29 protein-coding genes and 1 pseudogene are annotated in these 26690 nt (G+C 71.9%); 16 read left to right on the plus strand and 14 right to left on the minus strand.

The features are described 5' to 3' along the window. Positions 1-5 precede the first annotated feature (5 nt). The 5 genes from ACYVGN_RS00500 (at position 6) to ACYVGN_RS00520 (ending at position 6141) form a co-directional block, all read left to right on the plus strand. Positions 6-791 (plus strand): isoprenyl transferase, encoded by a 786-nt coding sequence (locus ACYVGN_RS00500; RefSeq protein ID WP_055989870.1) that lies wholly within the window; start codon positions 6-8, stop codon positions 789-791. 44 nt (positions 792-835) lie between these two features. Then, on the plus strand, positions 836-1945 hold the full coding sequence (locus tag ACYVGN_RS00505) for an aminotransferase class V-fold PLP-dependent enzyme (protein ID WP_460788087.1): 1110 nt from the start codon (positions 836-838) through the stop codon (positions 1943-1945). Positions 1946-2237: 292 nt separating this feature from the next. Next, entirely contained in the window at positions 2238-3524 is a 1287-nt protein-coding gene (locus tag ACYVGN_RS00510) for a PhoH family protein (RefSeq protein ID WP_460788318.1), read from the plus strand. 165 nt (positions 3525-3689) lie between these two features. After that, a complete protein-coding gene (locus ACYVGN_RS00515; RefSeq protein ID WP_460788089.1) occupies positions 3690-5921 on the plus strand; it encodes a carbon starvation CstA family protein in 2232 nt (743 codons plus the stop codon). Continuing rightward, positions 5911-6141, plus strand: coding sequence for a YbdD/YjiX family protein (locus ACYVGN_RS00520; RefSeq protein ID WP_460788090.1), 231 nt, complete (start codon positions 5911-5913; stop codon positions 6139-6141). Before ACYVGN_RS00515 ends, ACYVGN_RS00520 begins: the two co-directional genes overlap by 11 nt. Before the next feature lie 102 nt (positions 6142-6243). Here ACYVGN_RS00520 and ACYVGN_RS00525 read toward each other — a convergent pair whose 3' ends face one another. From ACYVGN_RS00525 to xseA, 5 genes are read right to left on the minus strand one after another with little or no spacing between them, the layout of a single operon-like run. Beyond that, on the minus strand, positions 6244-7638 hold the full coding sequence (locus ACYVGN_RS00525; protein ID WP_055989855.1) for a class II fumarate hydratase: 1395 nt from the start codon (positions 7636-7638) through the stop codon (positions 6244-6246). Positions 7639-7691: 53 nt separating this feature from the next. Next, entirely contained in the window at positions 7692-8363 is a 672-nt protein-coding gene (locus ACYVGN_RS00530; protein WP_134745333.1) for a carbonic anhydrase, read from the minus strand. Continuing rightward, positions 8360-9001 (minus strand): DUF4245 family protein, encoded by a 642-nt coding sequence (locus ACYVGN_RS00535; RefSeq protein ID WP_134745334.1) that lies wholly within the window; start codon positions 8999-9001, stop codon positions 8360-8362. Before ACYVGN_RS00535 ends, ACYVGN_RS00530 begins: the two co-directional genes overlap by 4 nt. Then, complete coding sequence (locus ACYVGN_RS00540) at positions 9001-9249, minus strand: exodeoxyribonuclease VII small subunit (RefSeq protein WP_055989846.1); 249 nt, start codon at positions 9247-9249, stop codon at positions 9001-9003. Before ACYVGN_RS00540 ends, ACYVGN_RS00535 begins: the two co-directional genes overlap by 1 nt. 9 nt (positions 9250-9258) lie before the next feature. Then, positions 9259-10572, minus strand: coding sequence for an exodeoxyribonuclease VII large subunit (xseA, locus tag ACYVGN_RS00545; RefSeq protein ID WP_460788092.1), 1314 nt, complete (start codon positions 10570-10572; stop codon positions 9259-9261). A 92-nt stretch (positions 10573-10664) separates the two neighbouring features. Here xseA and ACYVGN_RS00550 point away from each other — a divergent pair, with 92 nt between their 5' ends. The 3 genes from ACYVGN_RS00550 to ACYVGN_RS00560 all read left to right on the plus strand — a co-directional run bounded on the left by ACYVGN_RS00550 (position 10665) and on the right by ACYVGN_RS00560 (position 13344). Beyond that, positions 10665-11741 (plus strand): 4-hydroxy-3-methylbut-2-enyl diphosphate reductase, encoded by a 1077-nt coding sequence (locus ACYVGN_RS00550; protein ID WP_082543019.1) that lies wholly within the window; start codon positions 10665-10667, stop codon positions 11739-11741. Beyond that, positions 11738-12289: a DUF6264 family protein gene (locus ACYVGN_RS00555; protein WP_134745335.1), complete on the plus strand. Its 552-nt coding sequence runs from the start codon at positions 11738-11740 to the stop codon at positions 12287-12289. Before ACYVGN_RS00550 ends, ACYVGN_RS00555 begins: the two co-directional genes overlap by 4 nt. Before the next feature lie 92 nt (positions 12290-12381). After that, positions 12382-13344, plus strand: coding sequence for a D-alanyl-D-alanine carboxypeptidase family protein (locus ACYVGN_RS00560; RefSeq protein ID WP_460788094.1), 963 nt, complete (start codon positions 12382-12384; stop codon positions 13342-13344). Between the two features lie 72 nt (positions 13345-13416). On the opposite strand, the gene fbaA is transcribed toward ACYVGN_RS00560, so the two are convergent. Next, positions 13417-14445: a class II fructose-bisphosphate aldolase gene (gene fbaA, locus ACYVGN_RS00565; RefSeq protein WP_055989835.1), complete on the minus strand. Its 1029-nt coding sequence runs from the start codon at positions 14443-14445 to the stop codon at positions 13417-13419. 178 nt (positions 14446-14623) lie between these two features. Between fbaA and glpX the strand changes: the two genes are divergently transcribed. Both glpX and ACYVGN_RS00575 read left to right on the plus strand, forming a co-directional pair. Next, the gene (glpX, locus tag ACYVGN_RS00570) at positions 14624-15604 is read left to right on the plus strand and encodes a class II fructose-bisphosphatase (protein WP_134745337.1); all 981 of its coding nucleotides are present in this window, start codon (positions 14624-14626) and stop codon (positions 15602-15604) included. Positions 15605-15724: 120 nt separating this feature from the next. Further along, positions 15725-15940, plus strand: coding sequence for a hypothetical protein (locus ACYVGN_RS00575; protein WP_055989829.1), 216 nt, complete (start codon positions 15725-15727; stop codon positions 15938-15940). Here ACYVGN_RS00575 and ACYVGN_RS00580 read toward each other — a convergent pair. Both ACYVGN_RS00580 and ACYVGN_RS00585 read right to left on the minus strand, forming a co-directional pair. Next, entirely contained in the window at positions 15927-17234 is a 1308-nt protein-coding gene (locus ACYVGN_RS00580) for a DNA recombination protein RmuC (protein WP_460788097.1), read from the minus strand. The two genes, ACYVGN_RS00575 and ACYVGN_RS00580, sit on opposite strands and share 14 nt — an antisense overlap. A 37-nt stretch (positions 17235-17271) precedes the next feature. Next, positions 17272-17859 carry a 3'-5' exonuclease gene (locus ACYVGN_RS00585; RefSeq protein ID WP_055989823.1) on the minus strand — a complete coding sequence of 196 codons (588 nt, stop codon included), beginning with the start codon at positions 17857-17859 and terminating at the stop codon, positions 17272-17274. 82 nt (positions 17860-17941) lie between these two features. Here ACYVGN_RS00585 and ychF point away from each other — a divergent pair, with 82 nt between their 5' ends. Together ychF and ACYVGN_RS00595 are read left to right on the plus strand one after the other, a co-directional pair. Further along, positions 17942-19015 (plus strand): redox-regulated ATPase YchF, encoded by a 1074-nt coding sequence (ychF, locus tag ACYVGN_RS00590; protein WP_460788098.1) that lies wholly within the window; start codon positions 17942-17944, stop codon positions 19013-19015. A gap of 44 nt (positions 19016-19059) precedes the next feature. Further along, entirely contained in the window at positions 19060-19230 is a 171-nt protein-coding gene (locus tag ACYVGN_RS00595; protein WP_156377125.1) for a hypothetical protein, read from the plus strand. A 29-nt stretch (positions 19231-19259) separates the two neighbouring features. Here ACYVGN_RS00595 and ACYVGN_RS00600 read toward each other — a convergent pair whose 3' ends face one another. Together ACYVGN_RS00600 and ACYVGN_RS00605 are read right to left on the minus strand one after the other, a co-directional pair. Next, positions 19260-19958 (minus strand): hypothetical protein, encoded by a 699-nt coding sequence (locus tag ACYVGN_RS00600; RefSeq protein ID WP_460788100.1) that lies wholly within the window; start codon positions 19956-19958, stop codon positions 19260-19262. A 71-nt stretch (positions 19959-20029) separates the two neighbouring features. Then, entirely contained in the window at positions 20030-20998 is a 969-nt protein-coding gene (locus ACYVGN_RS00605) for a bile acid:sodium symporter family protein (RefSeq protein WP_460788101.1), read from the minus strand. A 161-nt stretch (positions 20999-21159) separates the two neighbouring features. Between ACYVGN_RS00605 and ACYVGN_RS00610 the strand changes: the two genes are divergently transcribed. Next, a complete protein-coding gene (locus ACYVGN_RS00610) occupies positions 21160-21621 on the plus strand; it encodes a phage tail protein (RefSeq protein WP_134745338.1) in 462 nt (153 codons plus the stop codon). Positions 21622-21722: 101 nt separating this feature from the next. On the opposite strand, the gene ACYVGN_RS00615 is transcribed toward ACYVGN_RS00610, so the two are convergent. After that, a complete protein-coding gene (locus ACYVGN_RS00615) occupies positions 21723-22148 on the minus strand; it encodes a CHRD domain-containing protein (protein WP_460788102.1) in 426 nt (141 codons plus the stop codon). Between the two features lie 110 nt (positions 22149-22258). After that, positions 22259-22552 carry a DUF1905 domain-containing protein gene (locus ACYVGN_RS00620; protein ID WP_055989806.1) on the minus strand — a complete coding sequence of 98 codons (294 nt, stop codon included), beginning with the start codon at positions 22550-22552 and terminating at the stop codon, positions 22259-22261. Positions 22553-22626: 74 nt separating this feature from the next. Between ACYVGN_RS00620 and ACYVGN_RS00625 the strand changes: the two are divergent. Further along, positions 22627-22839, plus strand: a pseudogene (locus tag ACYVGN_RS00625) (dihydrofolate reductase family protein); the annotation flags it as partial. A gap of 185 nt (positions 22840-23024) precedes the next feature. Here the strand turns inward: ACYVGN_RS00625 and ACYVGN_RS00630 are convergent. Continuing rightward, the gene (locus ACYVGN_RS00630; RefSeq protein WP_167626750.1) at positions 23025-23441 is read right to left on the minus strand and encodes a pyridoxamine 5'-phosphate oxidase family protein; all 417 of its coding nucleotides are present in this window, start codon (positions 23439-23441) and stop codon (positions 23025-23027) included. 116 nt (positions 23442-23557) lie between these two features. On the opposite strand from ACYVGN_RS00630, the gene ACYVGN_RS00635 reads away from it, so the two are divergent. After that, positions 23558-24304: a GntR family transcriptional regulator gene (locus ACYVGN_RS00635; RefSeq protein WP_460788105.1), complete on the plus strand. Its 747-nt coding sequence runs from the start codon at positions 23558-23560 to the stop codon at positions 24302-24304. A 178-nt stretch (positions 24305-24482) separates the two neighbouring features. Further along, positions 24483-24707, plus strand: a complete 225-nt coding sequence (locus tag ACYVGN_RS00640; RefSeq protein ID WP_460788106.1) for a hypothetical protein — start codon at positions 24483-24485, stop codon at positions 24705-24707. Between the two features lie 77 nt (positions 24708-24784). Here the strand turns inward: ACYVGN_RS00640 and ACYVGN_RS00645 are convergent, their stop codons facing one another. Continuing rightward, on the minus strand, positions 24785-26674 hold the full coding sequence (locus ACYVGN_RS00645) for a penicillin-binding transpeptidase domain-containing protein (RefSeq protein WP_460788107.1): 1890 nt from the start codon (positions 26672-26674) through the stop codon (positions 24785-24787). Positions 26675-26690 lie beyond the last annotated feature (16 nt).

Genomic DNA, 26690 nt, shown 5'->3' on the forward strand with positions numbered 1-26690 from the left:
GGCACGTGCGAAGGACGCGATCGATCGAGGGCCGCGGCCCGCTGTACCGGCTGTACAGCTCGCGCCTGCGCCATCAGATCGACTCCTCGCGGGTGCCGCATCACGTCGCGATGGTGATCGACGGCAACCGCCGCTGGGCCCGGCAGCTCGGCTACGAGACCGCCGCACACGGTCACCGCGCGGGCGCCGCCAAGATGATCGAGTTCCTCGGCTGGTGCGACGAGCTCGGGATCAAGGTCGTCTCGCTCTACCTGCTGTCGAACGACAACCTGCGCAAGCGCGACGAGCGCGAGCTGGCCGACCTGATCGAGATCATCGCCGACCTGGCGGCCGAGCTCGCCGAATGCGGCGACTGGCGCGTGCAGCACGTCGGCCGTGCCGATCTGCTCCCGGAGAGCCTCGCCGCCGCGCTCCGCGACGCCGAGGAGCGCACGCGCGACCACGGCGGGCTGCACGTCAACCTCGCGGTGGGGTACGGCGGCCGCCACGAGATCGTCGACGCCGTCCGCCGCATCATCGCCGCCCACGGCGAGCGCGGCGGCACGCTCGAGGAGCTCGCGGAGAACCTCACGCCCGAGGCGATCGGCGAGCACCTGTACACGGGCGGGCAGCCGGATCCGGATCTCGTGATCCGCACGAGCGGCGAGCAGCGGCTGAGCGACTTCCTCGTCTGGCAGAGCGCGCACAGCGAGTTCTACTTCGTCGAGGCCCTCGGGCCCGACCTGCGCGAGGTCGACTTCCTGCGCGCGATTCGCGACTACGCGACCCGCGAGCGCCGCTTCGGCGGCTGAGCGCCACCCGGCCCCGTCCTGCGCGCGCCTGCCAGAATGGGCGGGTGAGCACCATCGCGGATTTCCGGTCGTCGTTCCCCGGGGAGCCCGGCTACCTGAACTGGGCGTCCTTCGGGCCGCTGTCGCCCCAGGTGCGCGACGAGGTCGTCGCCGATCTGGAGATGCTGGGGACGGGCCGGGCCAGCAGCATCGCGCACGTGCACGAGCGCATCGACGAGGCCCGTGGCGCGGTGGCCGGTCTGCTGGGAGCGGCCGTCGACGAGGTCACCCTGCAGCCCTCCACGACGTACGGCGTCATGCACGCGGTCTACGGGCTGTCGGGCGGTGTGCTCGCCTCGCCCGCGGAGTTCCCGACGATCCCGACGGCGCTCACACGCGCGGCCGACGCGTTCGGGCGGGTGCGCCCGCAGTGGCTGGCGCCCGAGGGCGGCTGGGTCACGCCCGAAGCCGTCGCCGAGGCGCTCGACGCCGACACCGTCGCGCTCGCCGTGAGCCTCGTCGACTTCCGCACCGGCTACCGCGCCGACCTCGCGGGCCTGCGCGAGGCGATCGGGCCCGACCGGCTCCTGATCGTGGATGCCGTGCAGGGATTCGGCGTGATCGACGCCGACTGGTCCGCGGCGGACGTCGTGTGCGGCAACGGGTACAAGTGGCTGCGCGCCGGCCGGGGGACGGGCTTCGCGTGGTTCAGCGCGCGTGCGCGAGCGTCCATCGCTCCGGTGCTGTCGGGATTCGGGGGTGCGGAGGGCGGCATGACGCCCGACGCCGTGCCGCCGCCGGCCGCCACCGCCCAGGCCTACACGATCTCGGGCGCCGACGTGCTGGCCGCGGCCCGCCTGGCCGTCGCCGTGGGGCAGGTCGCGGACGCCGGCGTCGCCGAGATCGAGGCGGCGCTGACGGAGCGCGTGGATCGCGTGATCGAGATCGCGCAGCGGCACGGCATCCCGATCGACACGCCGCTCGAGCCGGAGCGCCGCGCCGGCATCGTCGCGCTCGCGCCCGCGAGCGTCGCGGCCCTGGGCGCCGAGCTGGCCAACCGCGGCGTCACGGCGACCACGCGGTCGGGGACGGTGCGGATCGCGCCGCACGTCGGCACCGACGACGAGACGCTCGGCCTGCTCGACGAGGCGTGCGCGGCCGTCGCGCGGGGCTGATCCGGCGCGTGTCGGGCCGCCGCGGAAAGTTCACGCACCTGTTACGAACGACACGCCTGTAATTCGTCGCGCGGAATGCGCGGATGGTCGTACGTTGTCCGCATCGGGCAAGGTGCCCGGTCGGGTCGGCCATCCAGGTTCGCGACTCGTGGCCCCAGGTCGACTCGAGTGAAGCCGGGCAAGGTCCCGGGGTCGGGAGTGGGGCGTGACCATCAGCACAACTCAGCAGGCCAGCCGTCGCGGCAGCACCGCGCGAGAGGCCGCACCTGACGACGCGTCGTCGGAGCAGGCACTGCGCACGTACGTGCTCGACACCTCGGTGCTGCTGAGCGATCCGCGGGCGTTCTTCCGCTTCGCCGAGCACTCGGTCGTGATCCCGGTCGTGGTGATCGGCGAGCTCGAGGGCAAGCGCCACGACCCGGAGCTCGGCTACTTCGCGCGGCAGGCGCTGCGCCACCTCGACGAGCTGCGCATCGAGCACGGCCGGCTCGACTTCCCGGTCCCGGTGGGCGAGGGCGGCACGCTCCGCGTCGAGCTCAACAACACCGACGCCACCGTGCTGCCGAGCGGCATCCGGCTCGGCGACAACGACAGCCGCATCCTGGCGGTCGCGATGCACCTCGCGCAGGACGGAAACGACGTCACGGTCATCTCGAAGGACCTGCCGATGCGCGTCAAGGCCGCGTCGCTGGGACTGTCGGCCGAGGAGTACCTGGCCGAGCAGGCCGTCGACTCCGGATGGACCGGGATCGCGTCGCTCGATCTGTCGGGCGACGAGATGGCGGACCTGTACGAGACGGAGGTCGCCTCGCACGACGACGTCCGCGGCATCCCGGTGAACACGGGCCTGGTGATCCACTCCGAGCGGGGCTCGGCGCTGGGGCGCGTCACGGGGGAGGGCGAGCTGCGGCTGGTGCGGGGCGACCGCGACGTGTTCGGCCTGCACGGCCGCTCGGCCGAGCAGCGCATCGCGATCGACCTGCTGCTCGATCCCGAGGTCGGCATCGTGTCGCTCGGCGGCCGGGCCGGAACCGGAAAGTCGGCGCTCGCGCTCTGCGCGGGCCTCGAGGCCGTGCTCGAGCGCCAGCAGCAGAAGAAGATCATCGTGTTCCGCCCGCTGTTCGCGGTCGGCGGCCAGGAGCTGGGCTACCTGCCCGGCGACCAGGCCGAGAAGATGAACCCCTGGGGTCAGGCGGTGTTCGACACGCTTGGCTCGGTCGTCTCGAACAACGTGCTCGAGGAGGTCATCCAGCGCGGGCTGCTCGAGGTGCTGCCGCTCACGCACATCCGCGGCCGGTCGCTGCACGACGCCTTCGTGATCGTCGACGAGGCGCAGTCGCTCGAGCGCAACGTGCTGCTCACCGTGCTGAGCCGGATCGGCCAGAACTCGCGCGTGGTGCTGACGCACGACGTCGCGCAGCGCGACAACCTGCGGGTGGGACGTCACGACGGCATCGCGAGCGTGATCGAGACCCTCAAGGGCCACGGCCTGTTCGGTCACGTCACCCTCACACGCTCGGAGCGTTCGGCGATCGCCGCGCTCGTGACCGACCTCCTGGAGGCCGGCGAGCTCGCCTGAGCCGTCATCGCCCGCGAGGTCGCACCCCGGCAGGGGCGCGGCCTCGCGGCGTCGGGCACGGCGCGCCCGCCGCGCCGGTGGCCGGGAGCGTTCCTATAGTGAGAATCGCCGGGGTCGGCGACGACTCCGGCGTCCTGCGTTCACCGATGAAGGAGTCGTGCGCTCATGTCCGAGACCCTGACCACCGCGCCGGAACGGGAGCTGCCTCCCGTCGCGGCCGAGGACAAGCCGAGATGGACCCCGCTCAAGATCGCGATCTGGGCCGCGATCGCGCTGCTCGGCGGCGTCGCCTGGACGATGCTGGCCATCGTGCGGGGCGAGACCGTCAACGCGATCTGGTTCGTGTTCGCCGCGGTCTGCACCTACCTGATCTTCTACCGCTTCTACGCGAAGTACATCGAGAAGCACCTGGTGCGGCCGGACGACCGGCGCGCGACGCCCGCCGAGTACAAGGCGGACGGCAAGGACTACGTCGCCACCGACCGGCGCGTGCTGTTCGGACACCACTTCGCGGCCATCGCCGGCGCCGGCCCGCTCGTCGGGCCCGTGCTCGCGGCGCAGATGGGCTACCTGCCCGGCACGCTCTGGATCATCGTCGGCGTCGTGCTCGCCGGCGCCGTGCAGGACTACCTCGTGATGTTCTTCTCGATGCGCCGCGGCGGCCGCTCGCTCGGCCAGATGGCCAAGGACGAGCTCGGGCGCTTCGGCGGCGCGGCCGCCATCCTGGCGACGCTGCTCATCATGATCATCATCACGGCGATCCTCGCGCTGGTCGTGGTGAACGCGCTCGGCGAGAGCCCGTGGGGCGTGTTCTCGGTCGCGCTGACGATCCCGATCGCCCTGTTCATGGGCGCATACCTGCGCTGGATCCGCCCGGGGAAGATCACCGAGGTCTCCCTGATCGGCTTCGCTCTGCTCATGGTCGCGATCGTCGCGGGCGGCATGGTCGCCGAGACCGAGTGGGGCCAGGCGATCTTCACGCTCGACCGCACCACGATCGCGTGGGGCATCATCGTCTACGGCTTCATCGCGGCCGTGCTGCCGGTGTGGATCCTGCTCGCCCCGCGCGACTACCTGTCCACGTTCATGAAGATCGGCGTGATCGTCGCGCTGGCCGTGGCGATCATCTTCGTGCGTCCCGAGATCGCGGTTCCCGCCTTCAGCGAGTTCGCGGGCGGCGAGACCGGCCCGGTGTGGCCGGGAAGCCTGTTCCCGTTCCTGTTCGTGACCATCGCGTGCGGCGCCCTGTCGGGGTTCCACGCGCTGATCTCGTCGGGCACGACGCCGAAGATGATCGAGAAGGAGCGCCAGACGCGCTTCATCGGCTACGGCGGCATGCTCATGGAGTCGTTCGTCGCGATCATGGCGCTCGTCGCCGCGATCTCGATCGACCGCGGCCTGTACTTCGCGATGAACGCCTCGGCCGCCGCGACGGGCGGCACGGTCGAGGGCGCCGTGGCGTTCGTCAACAGCCTCGGCCTGACGGGCGTGAACCTCACGCCCGAGGTGCTGACGGGCGCGGCCGAGTCGGTCGGCGAGGAGTCGGTGATCTCCCGCACGGGCGGCGCGCCGACGCTCGCGCTGGGGCTCGCGCACATCATGCAGCAGTGGATCGGTGGACCGGCCATGACCGCGTTCTGGTACCACTTCGCGATCATGTTCGAGGCGCTGTTCATCCTGACCGCGGTCGACGCGGGCACGCGCGTGGCGCGGTTCATGCTCCAGGACTCGATCGGCAACCTCGTGCCCCGCTTCAAGGACACCTCGTGGCGGGTGGGCGCGTGGATCTGCACCGCGATCATGGTCGGCGGATGGGGCGCCGTGCTGCTGATGGGCGTCACGGACCCGCTCGGCGGCATCAACACCCTGTTCCCGCTGTTCGGCATCGCGAACCAGCTGCTCGCGGCGATCGCGCTCGCGGTCGTGATGTCGATCGTCGCCAAGCGCCGCACGTTCCGGGTGCTGTGGATCGTCGGGCTGCCGCTCGCTTTCGTGACCGTCGTGACGGTCACCGCGTCGCTGTTCAAGATCTTCTCGCCGGTCCCGGCCGTCGGCTACTGGGCGAACCACGTGGCGTTCCGCACGGCGCTCGACGCGGGCGAGACCTCGTTCGGCACCGCCGGAACGCCCGAGGCGATGGCGGCCGTCGTGCGCAACACGGCGATCCAGGGCACGCTGTCGATCGTCTTCCTGGTGCTGACGCTCATCGTCATCACGGGGTCGATCATCCGCGTCGTGCAGGCGCTGCGCGGCACCGAGGTCGTCGACAACGAGGAGCCGGCGCGCCCGTCGCACCGGTTCGCCCCCGCGGGCCTGATCGCCACGCCCGAGGAGCGCGAGATCCAGAAGCAGTGGGACGCGCTTCCCGCCGACCGGCAGCCGGTCCGTGGCCACTGACAGCGCGGTCGCGACCCGGTCGGGCGCCCTCGGGGCGCTCGGCCGGGCCTGGCGCGCGCTGGCGTGGTACGCGAAGGGACTGACGGGCGAGTCGAAGTACGGCGCCTACGTGGCCCACGAGCGCGCCGCGCACCCGGATCGCGCGCCGCTCACGGAGCGCGAGTTCTGGCGCTGCGTCTACCGCGATCAGGAGGCGAACCCCGGCAGCCGCTGCTGCTGATCATCCCTTGCTCGTTGAGCGACCGAGCGCTCAACGACCGGAAGGGCCCGGAGGACGATGTCCTCCGGGCCCTTCTCACTGATCCGCCTGACGGCGGATCCGTCAGCCCGGGTGGGTCATCGAGAGGAGGTCGAGCTTCTCGTCGAGCTGCTCCTCGGTGAGCTCGCCGCGCTCGACGTAGCCGAGCTCGATCACGGCCTCGCGCACCGTGATCCCCTTGGCGACCGAGTGCTTGGCGATCTTGGCGGCGGCCTCGTAGCCGATCAGCTTGTTGAGCGGCGTCACGATCGAGGGGCTCATGCCGGCGAAGGCCTTGGCGCGCTCGAGATTGGCCTCGAGGCCCGAGACCGTCTTGTCGGCGAGCACGCGCGACGCGTTGGCCAGCAGTCGGATCGACTCGAGAAGGGCGGTGCCCATGACCGGGATCGCGACGTTGAGCTCGAACGAGCCCGACGCGCCGGCCCACGCCACGGTCGCGTCGTTGCCGATCACGCGCGCGGCGACCATCAGCACGGCCTCCGGGACGACCGGGTTGACCTTGCCCGGCATGATCGACGAGCCCGGCTGCAGGTCGGGGATGCGCAGCTCGGCGAGGCCCGTGTTGGGGCCCGAGCCCATCCAGCGCAGGTCGTTGTTGATCTTGGTCAGCGAGACCGCGATCGTGCGCAGCGCACCCGACGCCTCGACCAGGCCGTCGCGGTTGGCCTGGGCCTCGAAGTGGTCCTTGGCCTCGGTGATCGGCAGCCCGGTCTCCTCGGCGAGCAGCGCGATGACCTTCTGCGGGAAGCCGAGCGGCGTGTTGATTCCCGTGCCCACGGCGGTGCCGCCCAGGGGCACCTCGGCGACGCGGGGCAGGGCGGCCTCGACGCGCTCGATGCCGAGGCGCATCTGACGCGCGTAGCCGCCGAACTCCTGGCCGAGCGTGACGGGCGTGGCGTCCATCAGGTGGGTGCGGCCGGACTTGACGGCGTCCTTCCACAGCTCGGCCTTCTCCTCGAAGGCCTTCGCGAGGTGGTCGAGCGCCGGGACGAGGTCCTCGATGAGCGCCTGCGTGACGGCCACGTGCACCGACGTCGGGAACACGTCGTTCGACGACTGCGACGCGTTCACGTGGTCGTTGGGGTGCACGTCCGAGCCGAGCTTCTGCGTCGCGAGGGTCGCGAGGACCTCGTTCATGTTCATGTTCGACGAGGTGCCGGAGCCGGTCTGGTACGTGTCCACCGGGAAGTGCGCGTCGTACTGGCCCGTGACGACCTCGTCGGCCGCGGCGGCGATCGCGTCGGCGATCGCGCCGTCCAGCGTGCCGAGCTCCTTGTTCGCGAGCGCGGCGGCCTTCTTGATGCGGGCGAGCGCGGCGATCTGCGTCGACTCCAGGCCCTTGCCCGAGATCGGGAAGTTCTCTACCGCGCGCTGAGTCTGCGCGCGGTAGAGGGCGGACGCCGGAACGCGCACCTCGCCCATCGTGTCGTGCTCGATGCGGTACTCGATCTCGGTCACTTCGTCGTCCCTTCGGATGGCGTCTTCGTCAATGGGGGTGGTTCGGGTGGGGCTCAGGCCGCGGCGTCGTTCGACGTGCCCAGGATCACGTCGGGCACGACCGTGCCCTCGGCCAGACGGTAGTTGGCGCCCACGATCGCGAGGCGGCGCTCGGCGACCGCCGTGCTGATCAGCTCGGAGCGCTGCAGCAGCGCCGTCACGGTGTCGCGCAGGTGCTCGCGGCCGACCTGCTCGGCGTCCACCGTCTCGGGCGTGACGCCCTGGTCGGCGCTCGCCCGCAGCACGCGCCGCACGGCGGGGACGATGGGGGCGATCAGGCGCCAGATCGACGGCGGCAGCACCGGCGCATCCGCGTGGGTGCTCTCGATCGCGGCCCGCACGGCGCCGCACGCGTCGTGGCCCAGCACGACGATCAGCGGCACCTTCAGCACCTCGACGGCGTACTCGAGGCTGCCGACGATCGAGTCGCCCGCGACCTGGCCCGCGTTGCGCACGACGAAGAGGTCGCCGAGGCCCATGTCGAAGATGATCTCGGCCGACAGGCGCGAGTCCGAGCAGCCGAACAGCGCGGCGCGGGGGGTCTGCGCGGCCGCGATCTCGTTGCGGCGCTCCACGTCCTGGTGCGGGTGCTCGGGGGTGCCGGCCACGAATCGGGCGTTGCCCGCGACCATCTCGGCCCAGGCCTCGTCGGGCGTCACTGTGCGGGTGGCGTCGGCGCTCGTCATTCCTGCTCCTTCATGAGCTCCAGCAGCTGGGGCGCGATCAGCTCCGCGACCTCAGCGGTCTTCTCGGGGGTCGATGAGCCGTACAGCAGCACGTGGTCGGCGCCGGCCTGGGTGCCGAGCGCGTACGACACGTTCGCGTTGCCGTCGGGGTTCACGTCGTAGGTCTGCCAGGTGATGCCCGCGATCACGACCTCGCCCTCCGGCGCCGTGCCGCCCAGCTGCTGCGCGGCCCAGGTGGCGTCGGCGTCGAAGCCCTGCGAGAAGCGCAGGAAGCTCTCGTCACCCGGCACGTACACGATGTTCCAGGACGCGGGGGCGCCCGGCTCGACCTGGGCCTGGTTCACGCGCCAGCCCTCTTCCTCGCCGGGCACGGGGGGCACGATCGCGGTGCCGTACGTCTCGGAGGCGACCTCCGCGATGGGCGCCGGGTCGATGCCCGGGCGGGGAGCCGGCTCGCCGCGCGGCACGGCCCACACGATGACCAGCACGATCGCGAGCGTCGCCACGAGGGCGATCACGAGGTTCCGGATGTTCTGGCTCTCGCGGTAGGCCTTGGAGTTCGCGGCCTTGCGGGCGGCCGTCTCCTCGGGCGTCTCCGGGCGTCCGAGCTCGGCGACGATGCGCGGCTCGCGAGCCATCAGCCCTCGTCCTCTGCGTCGCCGCCGCCCTGGGCGGCCTCGAGCCGGCGCTTCGCGCCCCGCAGCCACTCATCGCAGCGTGCGGCGAGGGCCTCGCCGCGCTCCCACAGCGCGAGGGACTGCTCGAGTGTCGGCGCGCCCTGCTCGAGCTCGCCGACCACGCGCACGAGCTCGTCGCGCGCCTGCTCGAACGAGAGGGTGGCGACGTCCGCCGGTGCCGATCCGGGAAGTGCGGGCTCGGAGGTCACGATCCCATCCTACTTTCCGGTGTCCGACGTCTCGGACGGCGTGGTCGTCGGGCCCTCGGGCAGCTCGCCGGTCGACGTCGCTCCGAGCGCGCCGCGGTCGAGCGTCACGACGATGCGGGTGCCGGCGGGCGCCTGGGCCGCGTCGCGCAGGATGACCCCGCCGTCGGCGTGCGCGATGGCGTAGCCCCTGGCCAGGGTCGCGGCGGGGGACAGCGCGCGCAGCGACGCGCGCAGCTCGGCCGTCCGCAGCCGTCCCTGCTCGACGCGGCGCTCGATCAGCTCGCGGCCGCGCGTGACGAGCTGCCAGACGTCCTGCGTGCGGGTCCGGATGAGGTGCTCGGGGGAGCGCAGCACGGGCCGGGACCGCAGCTGCTCGAGCTGCGCGATGTCGTGCGCGATCCGCTGCGTCAGGCGCGTGGTCATGCGGGAGCGCAGCTGCGCCACGATCGCGCGCTGCTCGCCGACGTCCGGCACCACGCGCTTGGCGGCGTCCGTCGGGGTCGAGGCGCGCAGGTCGGCGACGTCGTCGAGCAGCGGATGATCGTTCTCGTGGCCGATCGCGCTGACGATCGGCGTGCGCGCCGCGGCGACCGCGCGCACCAGCCGCTCGTCGCTGAAGCCCAGCAGCGTCTGCGGATCACCGCCGCCGCGGGCGATGATGATGACGTCGACCTCGGGGTCGGCGTCCAGCCGCTGCAGCGCCGCGAGCGTCTCGGGCACGCACCGGTCGCCCTGCACAGCGGCGTACTCGGTCCGGAAGCGCACGTGCGGCCAGCGCAGCTCGGCGTTGCGGTGCACGTCCTTCTCGGCGTCCGAGCGCTCGCCCGTGATGAGCCCGATGCAGTGCGGCAGAAACGGCAGGGGCTTGCGGCGGGCGGGGTGGAACAGGCCCTCGGCCCGCAGCTGCGCGCGCAGGCGCTCGAGGCGCTCGAGCTGCTCGCCCAGACCGATGTGCTTCATGGCCGACACCTGGAAGGTGAAGTCGCCGCCCTTGGCGTAGTAGTCCGCCTTGACGCACGCCACGACGTGGTCGCCGACCTTGAGGTCCGCCGGGATGCGGCCGCGCACGCTCGACCAGAGCCGGATGGAGATCTGCGAGTCGCCCTGCAGGTCCTTCAGCCGCGCGTAGACCGCGCCGGCGCGCACGTTCCAGGAGGTGATCTCGCCCTCTACCCAGACGGAACCCCAGCGCTCGATGAAGCCCTTGATCGTCTGGTTCAGGCGCGCCACGGAGGTGGGGGCGTCCGGCCGCGAGTCGCGGGGCGGGACGCTGTCGGGCGGCGGGGCCTCGCCCGGCACCGCCACCGGCTGGAACGACGTCATGCCACCTCTGGTCTGCCTCGGGAGTGGTTCTGGGTACCGGACGGGATGGCCGCGCTCGGGCCCCGCTCAGGGGCCGCCCGTAGAATCGACGTGTGAGCGCCACCGCCATCTCTCTGCCCGTGCCCGCCGTCCCGGCACGCCGGGCGGACGTCCGCCGCGAGCCCCTCAAGGATATCCCGGGCCCCGGACGCAAGCGGGTGCTGCTCGCGGCGCCCCGCGGCTACTGCGCCGGCGTCGACCGGGCGGTCATCACGGTCGAGAAGGCCCTCGAGCGCTACGGCGCGCCCGTGTACGTGCGCAAGCAGATCGTGCACAACATCCACGTGGTCACGGAGCTCGAGAAGAAGGGCGCGATCTTCGTCGACGAGGTCGACGAGGTGCCCGAGGGTGCGCACGTCGTCTTCAGCGCGCACGGCGTCTCGCCGGCCGTCGTGAACGCGGCATCCGACCGCGGTCTCCAGGCGATCGACGCGACCTGCCCGCTCGTGACCAAGGTGCACCGCGAGGCCGTGCGCTTCGCGCGGGACGACTACCAGATCCTGCTCGTGGGCCACGTGGGCCACGAGGAGGTCGAGGGCACGGCGGGCGAGGCTCCCGACAACGTCGTGATCGTCAACTCGCCGGAGGAGGCCGACACGGTCGAGGTGCCGGACCCCGAGAAGCTCGTGTGGCTGTCGCAGACCACGCTGTCGGTGGACGAGACCATGGAGACCGTGCGCCGCCTGCGCGAGCGGTTCCCGCATCTGCAGGATCCGCCGTCGGACGACATCTGCTACGCCACCCAGAACCGCCAGGTCGCGATCAAGAAGGTCGCGCGCGACGCCGACCTCGTGATCGTCGTGGGCTCCGCCAACTCGTCCAACAGCGTGCGCCTGGTCGAGGTCGCGCTGCAGCACGGCGCGAAGGCCGCGTACCGCGTCGACTACGCCGACGAGGTGCGCCAGGAGTGGCTCGAGGGCGTCGAGACCGTCGGCGTCACGAGCGGCGCCTCGGTGCCCGAGGTGCTGGTGCAGGAGGTTCTCGCGGACCTGGCCGGCGCCGGATACCGCGAGGTCGAGGAGGTGCGCACCGCGGAGGAGGACCTGATGTTCTCGCTGCCGAAGGAGCTGCGCCAGGACGCCACGGGCCGTCGCGACGACCGCGCCATCGGCGGCCGGGGCCGCGCGTGACCGACGCGACGTCGCCCGGCGAGCCGCGCCCGCGGCCGCAGTACGGCGAGTACGCGACGCCCGAGGAGCAGCGCGCCCGCATCCGTCGGCCTCAGCCCCTCCCGCCGCTTCCCGAGCCCGGCGCGCCGCCCGCGACGCCTGTCTCCCCGGTCGGCGCGCCCGTGAAGGCCGCCGGCATGACTCCCGGCCGCCTGATCGACCGCGCCGCGGCCGTGGCCCTGCTCGTGTACGGGCTGGTCAGCATGGTGAACGCGATCTCGGCGATGCTGGACCCCGCACCGCTGCTCGACGCGATGGGCCTCGACGCGGGGGAGCTGGGCGTCACCTCGACGGGCGGCTGGGGCATCGCGGCCGCGCTCCTGCTCGCGGGCGGCTGGCTCCTGACCGCCTGGCTCACGTGGCGCGCGCACCGGCGCGGATGGATCCTGTTCTGGATCCCGCTCGCCGGCGGCTTCGTGTTCAACGCGCTCTCGGGCCTCGTCGTGGCGTTCGGCCTGCTCAGCGACCCCGCGGTGCTGCAGGCCGTGCTCGACCAGGCCGCCGGCTAGGCCGGATCAGGGGCCGATCCGGGTCGTCTCGGGGGTCGTTCCGGGGCGGGTCGCCGCACGGACGGCGTCCCGGTGGGTGAGACTGGACGGCGATGAGTCCGTTCAGCCGCCGCCGTCGTCAGCGTCTCGCCCGTTTCGGGCTCTTCGTGGCGCTCGCCGGCGGACTCGGCCTGGGCATCGCCACGTTCGCCAACTCGGCGGTCGGTCCCGGGACCGACCGGGTGCCGGAGGCGGTCGCCGAGGAGGTCGCGGAGGCGCCGGCGGTCGTCGCGCCCGAGATCGATCCGACGCGCCTCGCGTGGCCCGCGCAGGGAGCGGCGGCCGTGGCCGTCGGGGACGGACCCGTGGTCGCGCGGTCCGACCACGCCGTGCCGATGGCCAGCATCACCAAGCTGGTCACCGCGTTGATGGTGCTCGAGGAGCGTCCCCTCACCGTCGGCGAGGCGGGCGCGGAGTACCACTTCGTGGAGAAGTGGAACGCGTCGTACGAGGAGTACACGGCCCGCGGCGAGTCCGCGCTCAAGGTGCCCGTCGGCGGCATCCTGACCGAGTACCAGCTCCTGCAGGGCATGCTGATCGGATCCGCGTGCAACTACGCCGACATCCTGGTCGCCGACATCTGGGGCGATGACGCGGCGTTCGCTGTCGCCGCCCGTGACTTCCTCGCCGGGCACGGGCTCACCGACATCACGATCGTGGAGGCGACCGGCATCGACCCGGCGAACACGGCCACGGCCGCCGCGCTGATCGAGCTTGGGCGGCTCGCGCTCGCGCATCCGGTGATCGCCGAGATCGTGGCGACCCCCGCGGTCGAGCTGCCCGGCGCCGGGCTCGTGGAGAACACGAACGACCTGCTGGCCGACCCGGGCGTCGTCGGGATCAAGACCGGGACGCTGGAGGGCAGCAGCCTGCTGTCCGCGAAGGACGTCGCGCACGCCGACGGCACGGTCCGCGTCTACGCGGTCGTGCTGGGGCAGGTCGACGACGAGGCGCGCTTCACCGAGTCCCGCGCGCTGTACGCGGCCGTCGAGTCGCAGCTCTCCGCGATCGGCTGAGGCCCCCGCCGGGAACGGCGGAAGCCCCGACCCGCACGCGCGGGCCGGGGCTTCCGGATGATGTCGTCGGCGTCAGCGCTGCGACTGGCCGTACGAGCCGAGCTGCTTGGTGGCCTCGACCACGCGCGCGGCCATCGCCGTCTCGGCGACCTTGCCCCACGCGCGGGGGTCGTACTGCTTCTTGTTGCCGACCTCGCCGTCGATCTTCAGGACGCCATCGTAGTTCGAGAACATGTAGCCGGCGATCGAGCGCGTGAACGCGTACTGCGTGTCGGTGTCGATGTTCATCTTGATGACGCCGTTGCGGACCGCGGTCGCGATCTCCTCGTCGGTCGAGCCGCTGCCGCCGTGGAAGACGAGGTCGAGCGGCTTCTCGCCGGTGCCGAACTGCGCGGCGATGCCCTCCTGGATCTCGCCGAGCAGCTCGGGGCGCAGCTTGACGCCGCCGGGCTTGTACACGCCGTGCACGTTGCCGAAGGTGAGGGCCGCGATGTAGCGGCCGTTCTCGCCGAGGCCGAGCGCCTCGACGGCCTGGGCGACGTCGGCGACCGTCGTGTAGAGCGCCTCGTTCGAGCCCTCGTGCTTGACGCCGTCCTCCTCGCCGCCGACCACGCCGACCTCGATCTCGAGGATCGAGCCGATGTTCTTGGTGCGGGGCAGCAGCTCCTTGGCGATCTCGATGTTCTCGTCGAGCGGCACGGCGGAGCCGTCCCACATGTGCGAGTGGAAGATGGGGGCGCCCGTGGCGGCGAACTGCTCCTCCGAGGCCGCGAGGATCGGCAGCAGGAAGCTGTCGAGCGCGTCCTTCGGGCAGTGGTCCGTGTGCACCGCGACGGTGATGTCGTACGAGGCGGCGACGCGCTTGACGTACTCCGCCATCGCGATCGCGCCGACCGCGCGGTTCTTGACCGTGTGGCCCGCGAAGTAGTCCGCGCCGCCCGTCGTCACCTGCAGGATGCCGTCGCTGCCGGCCTCCTGGAGGCCCTGGAGCACCGAGTTGATGGTCTGCGAGCTCGAGACGTTGATGGCCGGATAGGCGAAGCCGCCGGCCTTCGCTCGATCGAGCATCTCCGCGTACTGATCCGGGGTGGCGAAAGGCATGGACGACTCCTTGGAATGTCGGTCTATGAAGCGTCGCCAGTCTAGCGGCGGGCGGGGCGCCTTTCAGGCGGGTCCTGGGGCGGAGGGACGGTGGGTCCATTCGCGAATCGGAAAGAATCGCGATTCCTGTCGGCCGGATCGGCGGTGCGCGGACGGCTCGCACCCCTACGCTCGAAACATGCAGACCTCCGACATGTCTCCGCTCCACCCGGATCGCAACATCGCGCTCGAGCTGGTGCGCGCCACCGAGGCCGCCGCCATCCGCGCGGTGCCGTTCATCGGGCGCGGCGACAAGCTGGCGGCCGACGGCGCCGCGGTCGACGGGATGCGCGCCTTCCTCTCCACGGTCGACTTCGACGGCGTCGTCGTGATCGGCGAGGGCGAGAAGGACGCCGCTCCGATGCTCTTCAACGGCGAGCACGTCGGCACGGGCAGGGGACGCTCGTACGACATCGCCGTGGACCCGATCGACGGCACGACCCTCACCGCCGAGGGACGCAACAACGCCCTCTCCGTGATCGCGCTGTCCGACCGCGGCACCATGCTCGACGCGTCGAGCGTCTTCTACATGGACAAGCTCGTCACCGGGCCCGCCGGCGTGGGCGTCGTCGACATCCGCCTGCCCATCGGCGAGAACATCCGGCTGCTCGCGAAGGCGCTCGGCAAGCCGGTGGACGAGATGGTCGTGTCGGTGCTGAACCGTCCGCGTCACGAGCAGCTGATCCGCGAGATCCGCGAGACCGGGGCCGGCACCCGCCTGATGAGCGACGGCGACGTCGCCGGCGGCATCAACGCCGCGCGTCACGACGCCCGCACCGACATGTGCGTCGGCGTCGGCGGCAGCCCCGAGGGCATCGTGACGGCCTGCGCGATCAAGGCGCTGGGCGGGCATATCCAGGGCCGGCTCTGGCCGCGCGACGACGACGAGCGTCAGAAGGGCATCGACGCGGGCCTGAAGATGGACCATGTGTACGAGGCCGACGACCTCGTCGCGGGCAACAACACCCTGTTCGTCGCGACCGGCGTCACCGACGGCGCGCTCGTCGCGGGCGTGCGTCGCGAGGGGGACTACGTCTACACCGAGAGCGTGGTGCTGCGCAGCCACTCCGGGACGCTGCGCCGCGTCTCGTCGGACCACCTCGTCTCGAAGTGGCTCTGACCCCTCGCTGAGTCCCACCAGGTGGCGCACGGCGCCGCGCGTGATGGAGCTGTGACCGACTTCGGAGGATCCGTCTGGGACAATGGATCCGGACGGCGGACACAGCAGGGGGACGAAGGCATGTCAGTACAGCACGCGCCGGTGCAGAACGTGCAGCAGCACGTCGCCTCGCCGCGGACGGGCTCTCAGCCGGTCGTCGACCCCGCGCGCCGTCCGGATGTGCTTCTCCGCGTCCGCCGTGCGCCCGGCCAGGAGCCCAGCGCCTGGTGGTTCATCGGCTCCTTCGTGGTGTTCTCGGGCGCCGTCACGGCGCTGCTGAGCTTCATCCCCGGCTGAGCGGTTCGCCGCTCTCGGTCGCGGCCTCCAGTCGCGACTGATCCAGCCGCGCCGCGATCGACTCCGTGACCGGCGCATCGGGCACGTCCAGCGCCTCGATGAGCTCGGGCGCCGCCATCCGGCGCGTCGACGACAGGATCGGCTTCGGCTCGGCGGTGGACGCCAGCTTGGTCGCGTCGATGCCGGGGAACCGGCGGGCGGTGACGAGAACCCGCGACTCGAGCGAGCCGGCGAACCGGTTGTAGGAGTCGACCGTGCGCTCGATCGCGCGCCGCAGATCGTCGGCGTGCTGCGCGAGCGTGCCGAGCCGCTCGTACAGTTGGTTGCCCAAAGTGAACAGCGTGCGCGCCTCGTCCGACACCTCGTGCTGCGTCCACGCGTAGGCGACGGTCTTCAGCACCGCCCACAGGTTCACGGGCGAGGCGAGCGCGACCCGCTTGGAGAACGCGTACTCCATCAGCGTCGGATCCTCGTCGAGCGCGACGGCGAGGATCGACTCGCTCGGCAGGAAGCAGACGACGAACTCCGGGCTGGACGGCAGGCCCGTCCAGTAGGCCTTCTTCGCGAGCGCGTCGACATGGGAGCGCACGGCCTTGACGTGCTGCTTCAGCAGGTCGCGGCGCCGGCGGGCGTCATCCCCCGTCGTCGTGTCGGGGATCGCCGTCGCGTCCAGGAAGGCGTCGAGCGGCGCCTTGGCGTCGATCGCGATCGCCTTGTCGCCCGGCAGGCGCACGACCATGTCGGGGCGGCCGGCGGCGTCGCCCGTCAGGGTGGCCTGCGTGTCGAAGTCGACGTGGCGCACCAGGCCGGCGGACTCGACGACCCGGCGCAGCTGCGTCTCGCCCCACACGCCGCGCGCGGTCGTGGAGCGCAGCGCGCCCGCGAGGGACTCGGTCGTGGCGCGCAGCGCCTCGTCCGACGCCTGCGCCCGGCGCAGCTGCTCGGCGATCGTGCCGAACTGCCCGGCGCGCTCTCGCTCCATCTCGTCCACGCGCTGCTGCATGCGCCCGAGGCTCTCGCGCACCGGGGCCAGCGCCGTCAGCACGGCGCTCTCGCGGCGGGCGCGCTCCTCGGCCGCCGTGCGCTCGGCGTGCGCGTGCGCCTCGGCGTCCCGGCGGAGGTCCTCCTGCCGCTCGAGGGCCTCCCGGAGCGCGCCGACCTCGGCGTCGCGCGCCGCGAGAGCCGCGCGGGCCTCGGCCGTCTCGGCGGCGGCCCGGCCGGCGCGCGCGAACCACCCGATGGCGGCGCCTGCCGAGAGGGCGACGATCATGAGCAGAAGGGCGAGTGCGTCCATGGGGCCATCGTGACCGGGGCCTCGGACATCGTGCCGATCAGGCGGCCGCGACGACCGCGGGAGCGATCTGCGCGGTGCGCACGCCCAGCGCCTCCGCCAGCCCGTCGACGTCGTCGGCGCCGCTGCGGCGGGCCGCGTCGATCAGGATGTGCGCGCACGCGAGCGCGTCGGCGATCGCGTCGTGGTGCGCGAAGCCCGTGAACCCGGCGGCCTCGGCCGCCACGGGCAGGCGATAGGACGGCAGCTGATAGGCCTTGCGGGCCACGGCGAGCGTGCACAGGTAGCGGTAGGCGGGGAGCTCGTAGCTCGTGACCTCGCAGGCGGCGCGCAGGACGCCCATGTCGAAGCTCGCGTTGTGCGCGACCAGCACGTCGTCGCCGGCGAACCCGATCAGGTCCTCGATCTGCTCGTCCCACCCCAGCGCGTCCTCGACGTCCGCGGCCGTGATCCCGTGGATGCGGGTGTTCCACTCCTGGAACAGGTCGTGGCCCGCGGGCGGGCGGATGAGCCATCCGGTCTTCTCGACGACGCGGCCGTCGCGCACCTTCGCGAGGCCCACCTGGCACGCCGACGCCCGAGATCCGTTGGCCGTCTCGAAGTCGATCGCCGTGAAGTCCAGTGCCACGCCTCGAGTCTGCGGGCCCGGTCGCGGGCGGCCCGGCAGGCGCGCCGGGGGAGGGGCATGGCCCCGCGTAGACTGGACTCCCGTGGCTCTCACTATCGGCATCGTCGGCCTGCCCAACGTCGGCAAGTCCACCCTCTTCAACGCCCTGACCAAGAACACGGTGCTCGCCGCGAACTACCCGTTCGCGACGATCGAGCCCAACGTGGGCGTGGTCGAGCTGCCGGATCCGCGCCTGGACCGCCTCGCCGAGATCTTCGGCTCGCAGCGCATCCTCCCCGCGCCCGTGTCGTTCGTGGACATCGCGGGCATCGTGCGCGGCGCGAGCGAGGGCGAGGGCCTGGGCAACCAGTTCCTGGCGAACATCCGCGAGGCCGACGCGATCGCGCAGGTCGTGCGCGGCTTCGCCGACTCGGACGTCGTGCACGTCGACGGCAAGGTCGACCCGGCCTCCGACATGGAGACGATCAACACCGAGCTGATCCTCGCCGACCTGCAGACCCTCGAGAAGGCGATCCCGCGCATCGAGAAGGAGGTCAAGGGCAAGAAGACCGACCCGGCCGTCCTGGATGCCGCGAAGGCCGCCAAGGACGTGCTCGACACGGGGAAGACCCTCTTCCAGGCCGGCTTCGACGTCTCGCCCATCCGCGAGCTGGGCCTTCTGACCGCCAAGCCGACGCTGTTCGTCTTCAACGTCGACGAGGGCGTGCTGACCGACGAGGCGCGCATGGCCGAGCTCGCCGCGCTGGTCGCCCCCGCCAAGGCCGTGTTCCTCGATGCCAAGGTCGAGTCGGAGCTGATCGATCTCGACGCCGACGAGGCGCTCGAGCTGCTGCAGTCGCTCGGCCAGCAGGAGTCGGGCCTCGACCAGCTCGCCCGCGTGGGCTTCGAGACGCTCGGCCTGCAGACCTACCTCACCGCCGGCCCCAAGGAGTCGCGCGCGTGGACGATCCGCAAGGGCTGGACCGCCCCGCAGGCCGCGGGCGTCATCCACTCGGACTTCGAGCGCGGCTTCATCAAGGCCGAGGTCGTCTCGTTCGCCGACCTGGACGAGGCCGGATCGATGGCCGACGCCAAGGCCAAGGGTCGCGTCCGCATCGAGGGCAAGGACTACGTCATGCAGGACGGCGACGTCGTGGAGTTCCGCTTCAACGTCTGACGTTCTGCGCGTAACGTGAGCCTCCCGGCGAGAGGAGGATCCCGATGTCCGCAGACGCCGACGACATCGCGCCCCGGCACATCCCAGCCCTCGAAGAGTCGACCATCCCGGAGCTGGAGGAGGACGAGACGATCGCGCCCCGGCCGGAAGAGGAGATCGCGGACGTTCTTCGGGCAGAGCCCGACGTCGCGGATCACAGCGGCCGCAGCGAGTGACATCCGGCCCGGGGTGCCCCGTGGCTGGCTCAGGAGAACAGCTGGCGGAGCGCGTCCGGGTCGCCGGAGTCGACCACCTGCTGGACAGCGTGGATGACGTCCTGGTCGGTCAACATGCCCTTGAGCGTGTCGTTCCAGATGGCCCGCACGGTGTCGATGTCACCTGCGTCGACCGCCACGCCCGCCGCCGTGATGGCCTCCTGGTAAGGGATCTGCTGGAAACCGGCCTGCGCGTCCACCGGACTGTGGAGCGGCACCCACGGGGTGCCGGGGTTCGGTGTGAGCCAGAGCACCAGCCCCGGGTACACGTAGTGTTCGTGGTTCAACGAGGCGAGGTTCGGGTACGCGCAGAGCCGTTCAGCGATCACGGCCTCGACGTCGCCGGCCGCGACGGTGTACGTCAAGGGGGCCCCTTCGTCGCCGAAGGTCACCTCGCCCTGCGCGAACTCCCGTGCGCCGAGATCCAGCAGAGGCTGCCTTCGCTCCCAGCGCCAATCGTCCGTGTAGCTGACGACCTCCGACATGCGCGAGCAGGTCTCCGGCTCGGCCGAATCCGGCGCTGGAGCGGCCGTGGGAGTCGGCTCGCTCTCAGCGGCAGCCGCAGCGGGGGAGGCCTTGGGCGTCTGCTCGGCGGCCTCGGGCGCGGCGGTGGCGGTGCATCCGGCCAGTGCCATCGTGGCGAGGGCCAAGGCGGCAAGCGCCGTGCCGATCGCGGCGTTGGGGGACATGCGTGCGGCTCCTTCGATGGCGCGCCTCATGGTCACAGCAGCGATCAAGCGGTCTCGCGCGGTGCCCGCCGTCACTCGTCGGTGACGTGGCGGCGTCCCATGATGAGCGCGAAGATCGCGCCCGACAGGTTGTGCCAGACCGAGAACACCGCGGCCGGCAGCGCCGCGAGCGGCGAGAAGTGCGCGGCGGCGAGCGAGGCCGCGAGCCCCGAGTTCTGCATGCCGACCTCGATGCTGATCGCGCGGCGCTCGCGCTGCGTCATCCGCATGCCCCACGCGGCGAGGTAGCCGAGCAGCAGGCCGAAGCCGTTGTGCAGGAACACCGCGAGGAAGACGAGCAGGCCGGCCCCGACGATCCGGTCGGCGCTGCCGGCGACCACGGCCGCCACGATCAGGGCGATCGCCACGGTCGACAGCCACGGAAGCACGGGCTGCGCGCGCTCGACCCAGCGGCGCAGCAGCAGGCGCACGACGAGGCCCGCGACGACCGGCAGCAGGACCGTCTGCAGGATCGACATCATCATCGACGCGAACGGGACGTCCAGGAACTGCCCGGCGAGCCACAGGGTCAGCAGCGGCGTGAGCACCGGCGCCAGCAGGGTCGAGCACGTCGTGACGGTGACCGACAGCGCCGTGTCGCCCCGGGAGAGATACGTGACGACGTTCGACGCGGTGCCGCCCGGGGCGCAGCCGACGAGGATCACGCCGGCGGCGAGCTCGGCCGGCAGCTGGAGCGCGAGAGCGATGACCCACGCGGTGAGGGGCATGATCAGGTACTGCAGGACGACGCCGATCGCCACCATCCACGGGCGCTTCAGGATGCGCGTGAAGTCGGGGAGCGTCAGCGTCAGGCCCATCCCGAACATCACGACGCCGAGCAGCCACGGCACCGCCTGCCCGAGCGGCGCGACGGCGCCGGGCAGCAGGAAGCCGATGACGCCGGCGACGATCACGAGGATGGGGAAGACCGTCACGGCGAGGCGCGCGGCGCGGTCGGCTGCGGGGGAGGCGACGTCGGGGACGCGTTCGATGGTGCTCATCCCTCTTGGTTATCAGATTTCTCCCGTGCACCGTGCGTTCTGCGCAGTCGCGAGGCCTGCGCGGCCGCGGAAGGTGGGCGGAATGATCGGTGGGTCGCGTTCCCTCGTCCGCACTCGTTCGCGCGCTAGCGTGGACCCGATCACCGACTCGAGGAGGCCAGATGCCGGACGTCGTCGACTTCGTGAACGTGTCGACCGAGGGGCTGGAGTCGTCGCCCGTGGCTGAGGCGCTCGCCGGGCTGCGCGCGAACGAGGCGCGGTACTTCAGGAACAAGTACGACCACACGTTCGAGGTCACGCCCGCCGATGAGGCACCCGACGTGATGGCCTACATCGAGCGGGTGCTCAAGGACGAGCGCGGGATCGAGATCGCCTCGCGCCCGCTCGAGGTGTCGGAGTTCGAGGTCGACGGCATCCGGTGGAGCTACGTGTTCTACGAGTCGGGGCTCTCGATCAATGTGCTGTACACGCTCGCCGAGGGCGGGAAGCGCGCCGTCGGGTTCAAGCTGTCGCAGGGCATGGATGTCCCGACCGAGCTCGCCGCGTTCAAGTTCGCTCGGCAGCGCTCCAAGCTGGCCGGCGAGATCCGTGGTTCGTACTTCGTGATCAAGGGCGAGTACTGAGCGCAGGCGCTCGTCCGCGGGGTCCGCGGGGCCGAGTGCGACCACCCGCCGCTGCCGATGGCTGTGGATGAGCGGACGGGCGGTCGCGCCCCGGGCCCTGGCTACTTCAGCTGGCCGCGCACCTCGCCGCCGGGGTACGTCGGCGTGTGCACGTTGACGTAATAGGCGCCCGGGTTGGCGCGCACGCCGTCGAGGATCGCGGGATCGGTGACGGTGGTGCAGTCGTCGACCTGGAACGAGGTCTCGGCCGGCACCTCGAGCGGGATGACCACGGGGCCCGGCTCGTCGCGCGGGCCGATGTGGATGTGCGCCGCGCCCGCCGGCTGCGTCAGCCCGACGACGTCGAGTGTGTAGCAGACCTGATCGCCGTCGATCGTGTAGGTGAACTTGCCGTGCGCGCCTCCTTCAGCGCCGGTCGTCTCCTGTCCGTTGTTGACGGGGATGGCCGGTGCGGCGTGGGCGGCCGCGGTGCCGGCGGCGAGGACCGCGACCGCGGTCGCGAGCGTGGCGCGAGTGAGGTGGTGCATGATGTGACGCCTCTTCCTTGTGGTCCACACCGCGGCGCGGGCGCGCCGCGGGCTCCCCCTGTGAACGGGACACGAGGCGGGCCGCGTCCGGGTTCAGAACCCGATCGCGGTCACTCGATCTCACCGGGGAGCAGCACCCGTGCGGCGACCACGTCGCCGATGTCGATCCGCTCGGCGCGCTGGACCGCGACCTTGATCGGGAGCAGGAAGCGGCCGTCCTTCGGCCACATCGCGGTGTCGAACTCGGTGTCGCCGATCGTGGCGATCACCGGCACCTGACCCCAGTAGATCAGGCCGCGCGCGGCCTGCTTTATGTCCTCCGAGACGTCCACCGGCAGGGGTGCGAACACGAACGGAGCCGGACCGCGCCACGAGATCAGCTCCGCCTCGAACTCCCATGCCATGCGGCCGAGGCTACTCGCGACGCCTCTGGACCGCTCGGGGCCGCCGCGCCAGACTGACGCCGGAGGTGATCCGCATGGCACGGACCGTGGTCTACGAGTTCGGCGTCTCGCTGGACGGGTACATCGCTGCCCCCGACGGGTCCATCGACTGGACCACGCCCGACGAGGAGGAGATGACGTTCCGCACGGCGCACACCGCCGAGCTCGACGCCCACCTGTGCGGGCGGCGGCTGTACCAGGACATGCTGCCCTGGGAGAAGGGCTTCACGTTCGGCGAGAGCGGGCCCGACTTCGCGCGCATCTGGCAGAACCTGCCTAAGGTCGTGTTCTCGGCGGCGGCACGCCGTACCTGCCGCACCTGGCCGGCCCGCTCGCGCTCGAGCTCGTCGAGTCCCGCGCCATCGGTCAGATCGTCTACCAGCGGCACCGGCGCATCCGGAGCTGACGGCGGCCCGCACGGCGTCCGACCGGCTCAGTCGCCGCGCCCGTGCTCGCGCTCGCGGCGCACCCGACGGCCGGACAGGCTCTCGATCGCGAATCGCAGATGCAGCGGGCGTGTACCGCCGGCCCACGGCACCACGCGTCCCGGGTCCGGGATGCGCGCGACCTCGTCATCGGCCATCACGGCGAGCGTGCCGTACGTCAGCACGCTCCAGCCGATGCCGCCGATCGGCTCGTGGTAGTCCACCTCGAAGGCCAGGGGGCCCTCGGCATCGGGGAGCGCGCTGAGCACGCCGTCGGTCGTGGTGCGGATGACGACGTCGCCCTCGTGCATCAGATAGCTCACGGGGATGATCTCCACCCGTCCGTCGCGGACGAAGCCCAGACGACCGACCGTCGCGGAGCGCAGCAGCTCTCGGCAGTCCTTCTCGCTCAGCGTGACGATCACCCTGCACCTCCGCTCGCGCGACGGCTCGCGCGCTCCGATGGTACGACCGCTGGGGTCGTGCGCCCAAGGCCCGGCCGCGCGCGCAGGGGAGGGCTCGCGGGTGCGAGGATCGAGGGGTGACCGCTCCGAAGTACCGCGAACTCGCCGAGATGCTGCGACAGCAGGTCTCACAGGCCCCGATCGGCGCACCGGCGCCGAGTGAGCGCCAGCTCGCCGAGGAGACGGGCGTCTCGCGGATGACCGCGCGCCGGGCGATCGATGAACTCGTCAAGGAGGGGCTGCTGACCCGCGAGGTGGGCCGCGGCACGTTTGTCGCCCGCCCGACCATCAGCGTGCCGCTGCAGCTGACGAGCTTCACCGACGACATGCGCGCACGAGGTCACGTGCCGTCGAGCCGCCTGCTCGAGCTGGCGGACCGGCCTGCGGACGCGAGGGTCGCGGGGGTGCTGGGGGTGGAGCAGGGCACGCCCGTCACGGTGCTCGCCCGCGTGCGGATGGCGGACGGCGTGCCCATGGCGATCGAGCGCAGCAGCCTGCGCGCCGACCGGTTCCCCGGCCTCGCCCGCTACGACTTCGAGAACGAGTCGCTGTACCGCGTCCTCTCGGAGGACTACGGCGCGCGGTTCGAGGCCGGGGAGCAGGTGATCCGGGCGGGCATCGTGCGGGACGAGGACGCCGAGATCCTGGAGATCCCGAGCGGCGCCCCCGTGCTCGAGCTCGTGCGCGTCTCGGTCTCGCGAGGCGAGGTGGTCGAGTGGACCACGTCGACCTACCCCGCCTCGCGGTTCGAGCTGTCCGCCCGGATCGCTCCGGTCACAGTTCGGGGATCTGAGCCTCGAAGCGCTCTACGAGTCCGCGATTGAACTCGTCGTTCCCCGGCATGTTGTGTCCGGAGGTGGGCAATGGGTGGGGAGTTTTCGGGAATGGTATAGCCCACTTGTTTCCGGCATGCCACACGCCGCAGCGGTCGCCGCGGTAGCGTCGGGTCGTCCGGCGCGCAACCCCTCGCATCGCCGCCCGCATCGTGCGTACGGTCGCGGCATGGCACTCGACACGATGCTCGCGGCAGATATCGAACAGCAGCTCAAGCCGATGGATGAGCGGGAGCGCGCGCAGTTCACGCTCGACCTCGTCGAGGTCGTCCACCGGTACGCGACCTCCGACGCGGTGGGCGAGGAGAAGGTGTCCGGGGAGGAGGGGATCGAGTCGGTCGTGGAGGCGGCGAGGCGCCATCTCGAGGCGGTCACGCGCGCCTCGGCCGACTGAGCCGGCACGTCGCTCGGTCGCCGGTCACGGGGGACCGGCGGCCGCGCGACGCGCGTCAGGCCGGGCGGCCCGGCCGCTCAGCCGCGCTCGAGCAGCGCCTGCAGGAGGGGGCCGGCGGTCTCGGCTCCGGAGACACCGGTCTCGACGAACACCGCCACGGCGAGATCGCCGTGTGTGCCCACCATCCAGCTGTGCGTCGGATACGCGCCCGCGTCATCCGGCTCGCCGTACTCCGCCGTCCCGGTCTTCGCGCCGACGGGCTCTCCGGGGATCGCCTGCAGGAACGGCGCGGAGCCCTCGGCGACGACAGCCCGCATCAGGTCCTGCAGGGCCGCGGCCTCGTCCGCCGTGAGCGGCTGCGCGGGCGCGGCCTCTCCCACCCGGTCGGCGATCAGGTGCGGCACGACCGTGTGGCCGGCCTGGATGGAGGCGGCGACCGTCGCCATCGCCAGCGGCGACGCGAGCACGCGCCCCTGACCGATGAGGTCGGCGGCCCACTCCGTCTCGCCCGTGGGCTCCGGCACCTGCCCGAGGAACGCGGGGTATCCGAGATCGATCTCGGCCCCGAGGCCCAGGCTCTCGGCCGCGGCGGCGAGCGCGTCCGCGTCGATCCGGTCCCGCGCGCCGATCAGCGCCGTGTTGCACGAGTTCGCGATCGCCGACCGGAACGAGATGTCGCCCGTCGCGCCCGCCGGGTAGTCGTCGTAGTTGTGGAACGTGTACCCGTCGACCGTGACGGATGCGGGGCAGCTCAGGACGTCGTCCGGCGCGACGCCCGCGCGCAGCAGCGCGAGCGCCGTGACGAGCTTGAACGTGGAGCCGGGGGCGTACTGGCCGGCCGTGGCGGCGTTGGCGCCGCCGTTGCCCTGGCCGTTCGCGGCCGCGAGGATCTCTCCGGTCGAGGGGCGGATCGCGACGATGGCGCTGTCGGGGGAGTCGGCGCCGCCCAGCCCCGACAGGATGCGCTCCGCGTCCGTCTGGAGCGCCCGGTCGAGGGTCAGCGCGAGGGGCTCGGCGGGCTCGCCCTCGAACGTGGCGATGCTGCGCCGGGCCGCATCCGGGTCGACCGCGTCGATATGGATCGTGGGCGTTCCGCGGAGCGTCGCGTCATGCGCCGCGAGGAGGCCGGCCAGTCCGACCTGGTCGCCGGGGCGCACCGCGCCGTCGGAAGCCTCGACGACCTCGGCCGTCGCCTCCCCGACGTAGCCGAGCAGCTCGCGCGCGAACGTGCGCGTGGGTGCGAGAGGGATCTGATCCGGGACCCGCAGCGCACCGGGGATGCCGGCGAAGTCCGGGCTCACGTGAGCCTGCTCCTCGCCCTCGCGCACCACGAGCGCCTCGACGAAGGCCTCGGGCCCCGCGCCCTCCGCCGCCGCACGGAAGGCGACCGGGTCGATGCTGACCGCGGCCGCGATCCGCTCCGCCGAGGCGCCCACCTCCTCGGCGGGGGTGTTGGCCTTGTCGAGGCCGTACCGGCCCACGGGGCGCATCGTGACGATGGGCTCGCCGGCGGCGTCCACCACATCGGCGCGGGGGCCGTGCTCGCGGCGGATCTCGATCCGCTCGTCCGGGGCGAGCTCGGGGAGGAAGGTCGACGGCGACCAGTCGACGACCCACTCCTGCTCGCGTTCGACGAGCCGGGCGGTCGTGTCGTAGGTCCACTCGCGGCCCTCGATGGTCCACGTCCAGTGCAGGGGGACGGCGGCCTCTGATCCGTCGCGTTCCAGCTCGTCCGCGACGACCTCGACGTCGTAGTCGGAGAGCGGCTCGACCTGCTGGGCGAAGTCGGCCGCGGCGTCCGGCTCGGCGAGCTCGACGCCGTCGAGGGTGTGCGCCGACAGGGCGGCCGCCAGGTCCGCGGCGGCGGCGCGCGCGGCGTCGCCGACGGCGTCGGTGCACGCCGCGAGGGGCAGCAACAGCAGCGGGAGGAGCATCACGGCGGCTGCGCGGCGGGACGAGACGGGCATGGATGTCCTTCCGAGC

This window comes from Microbacterium lacusdiani (genome assembly GCF_054779895.1).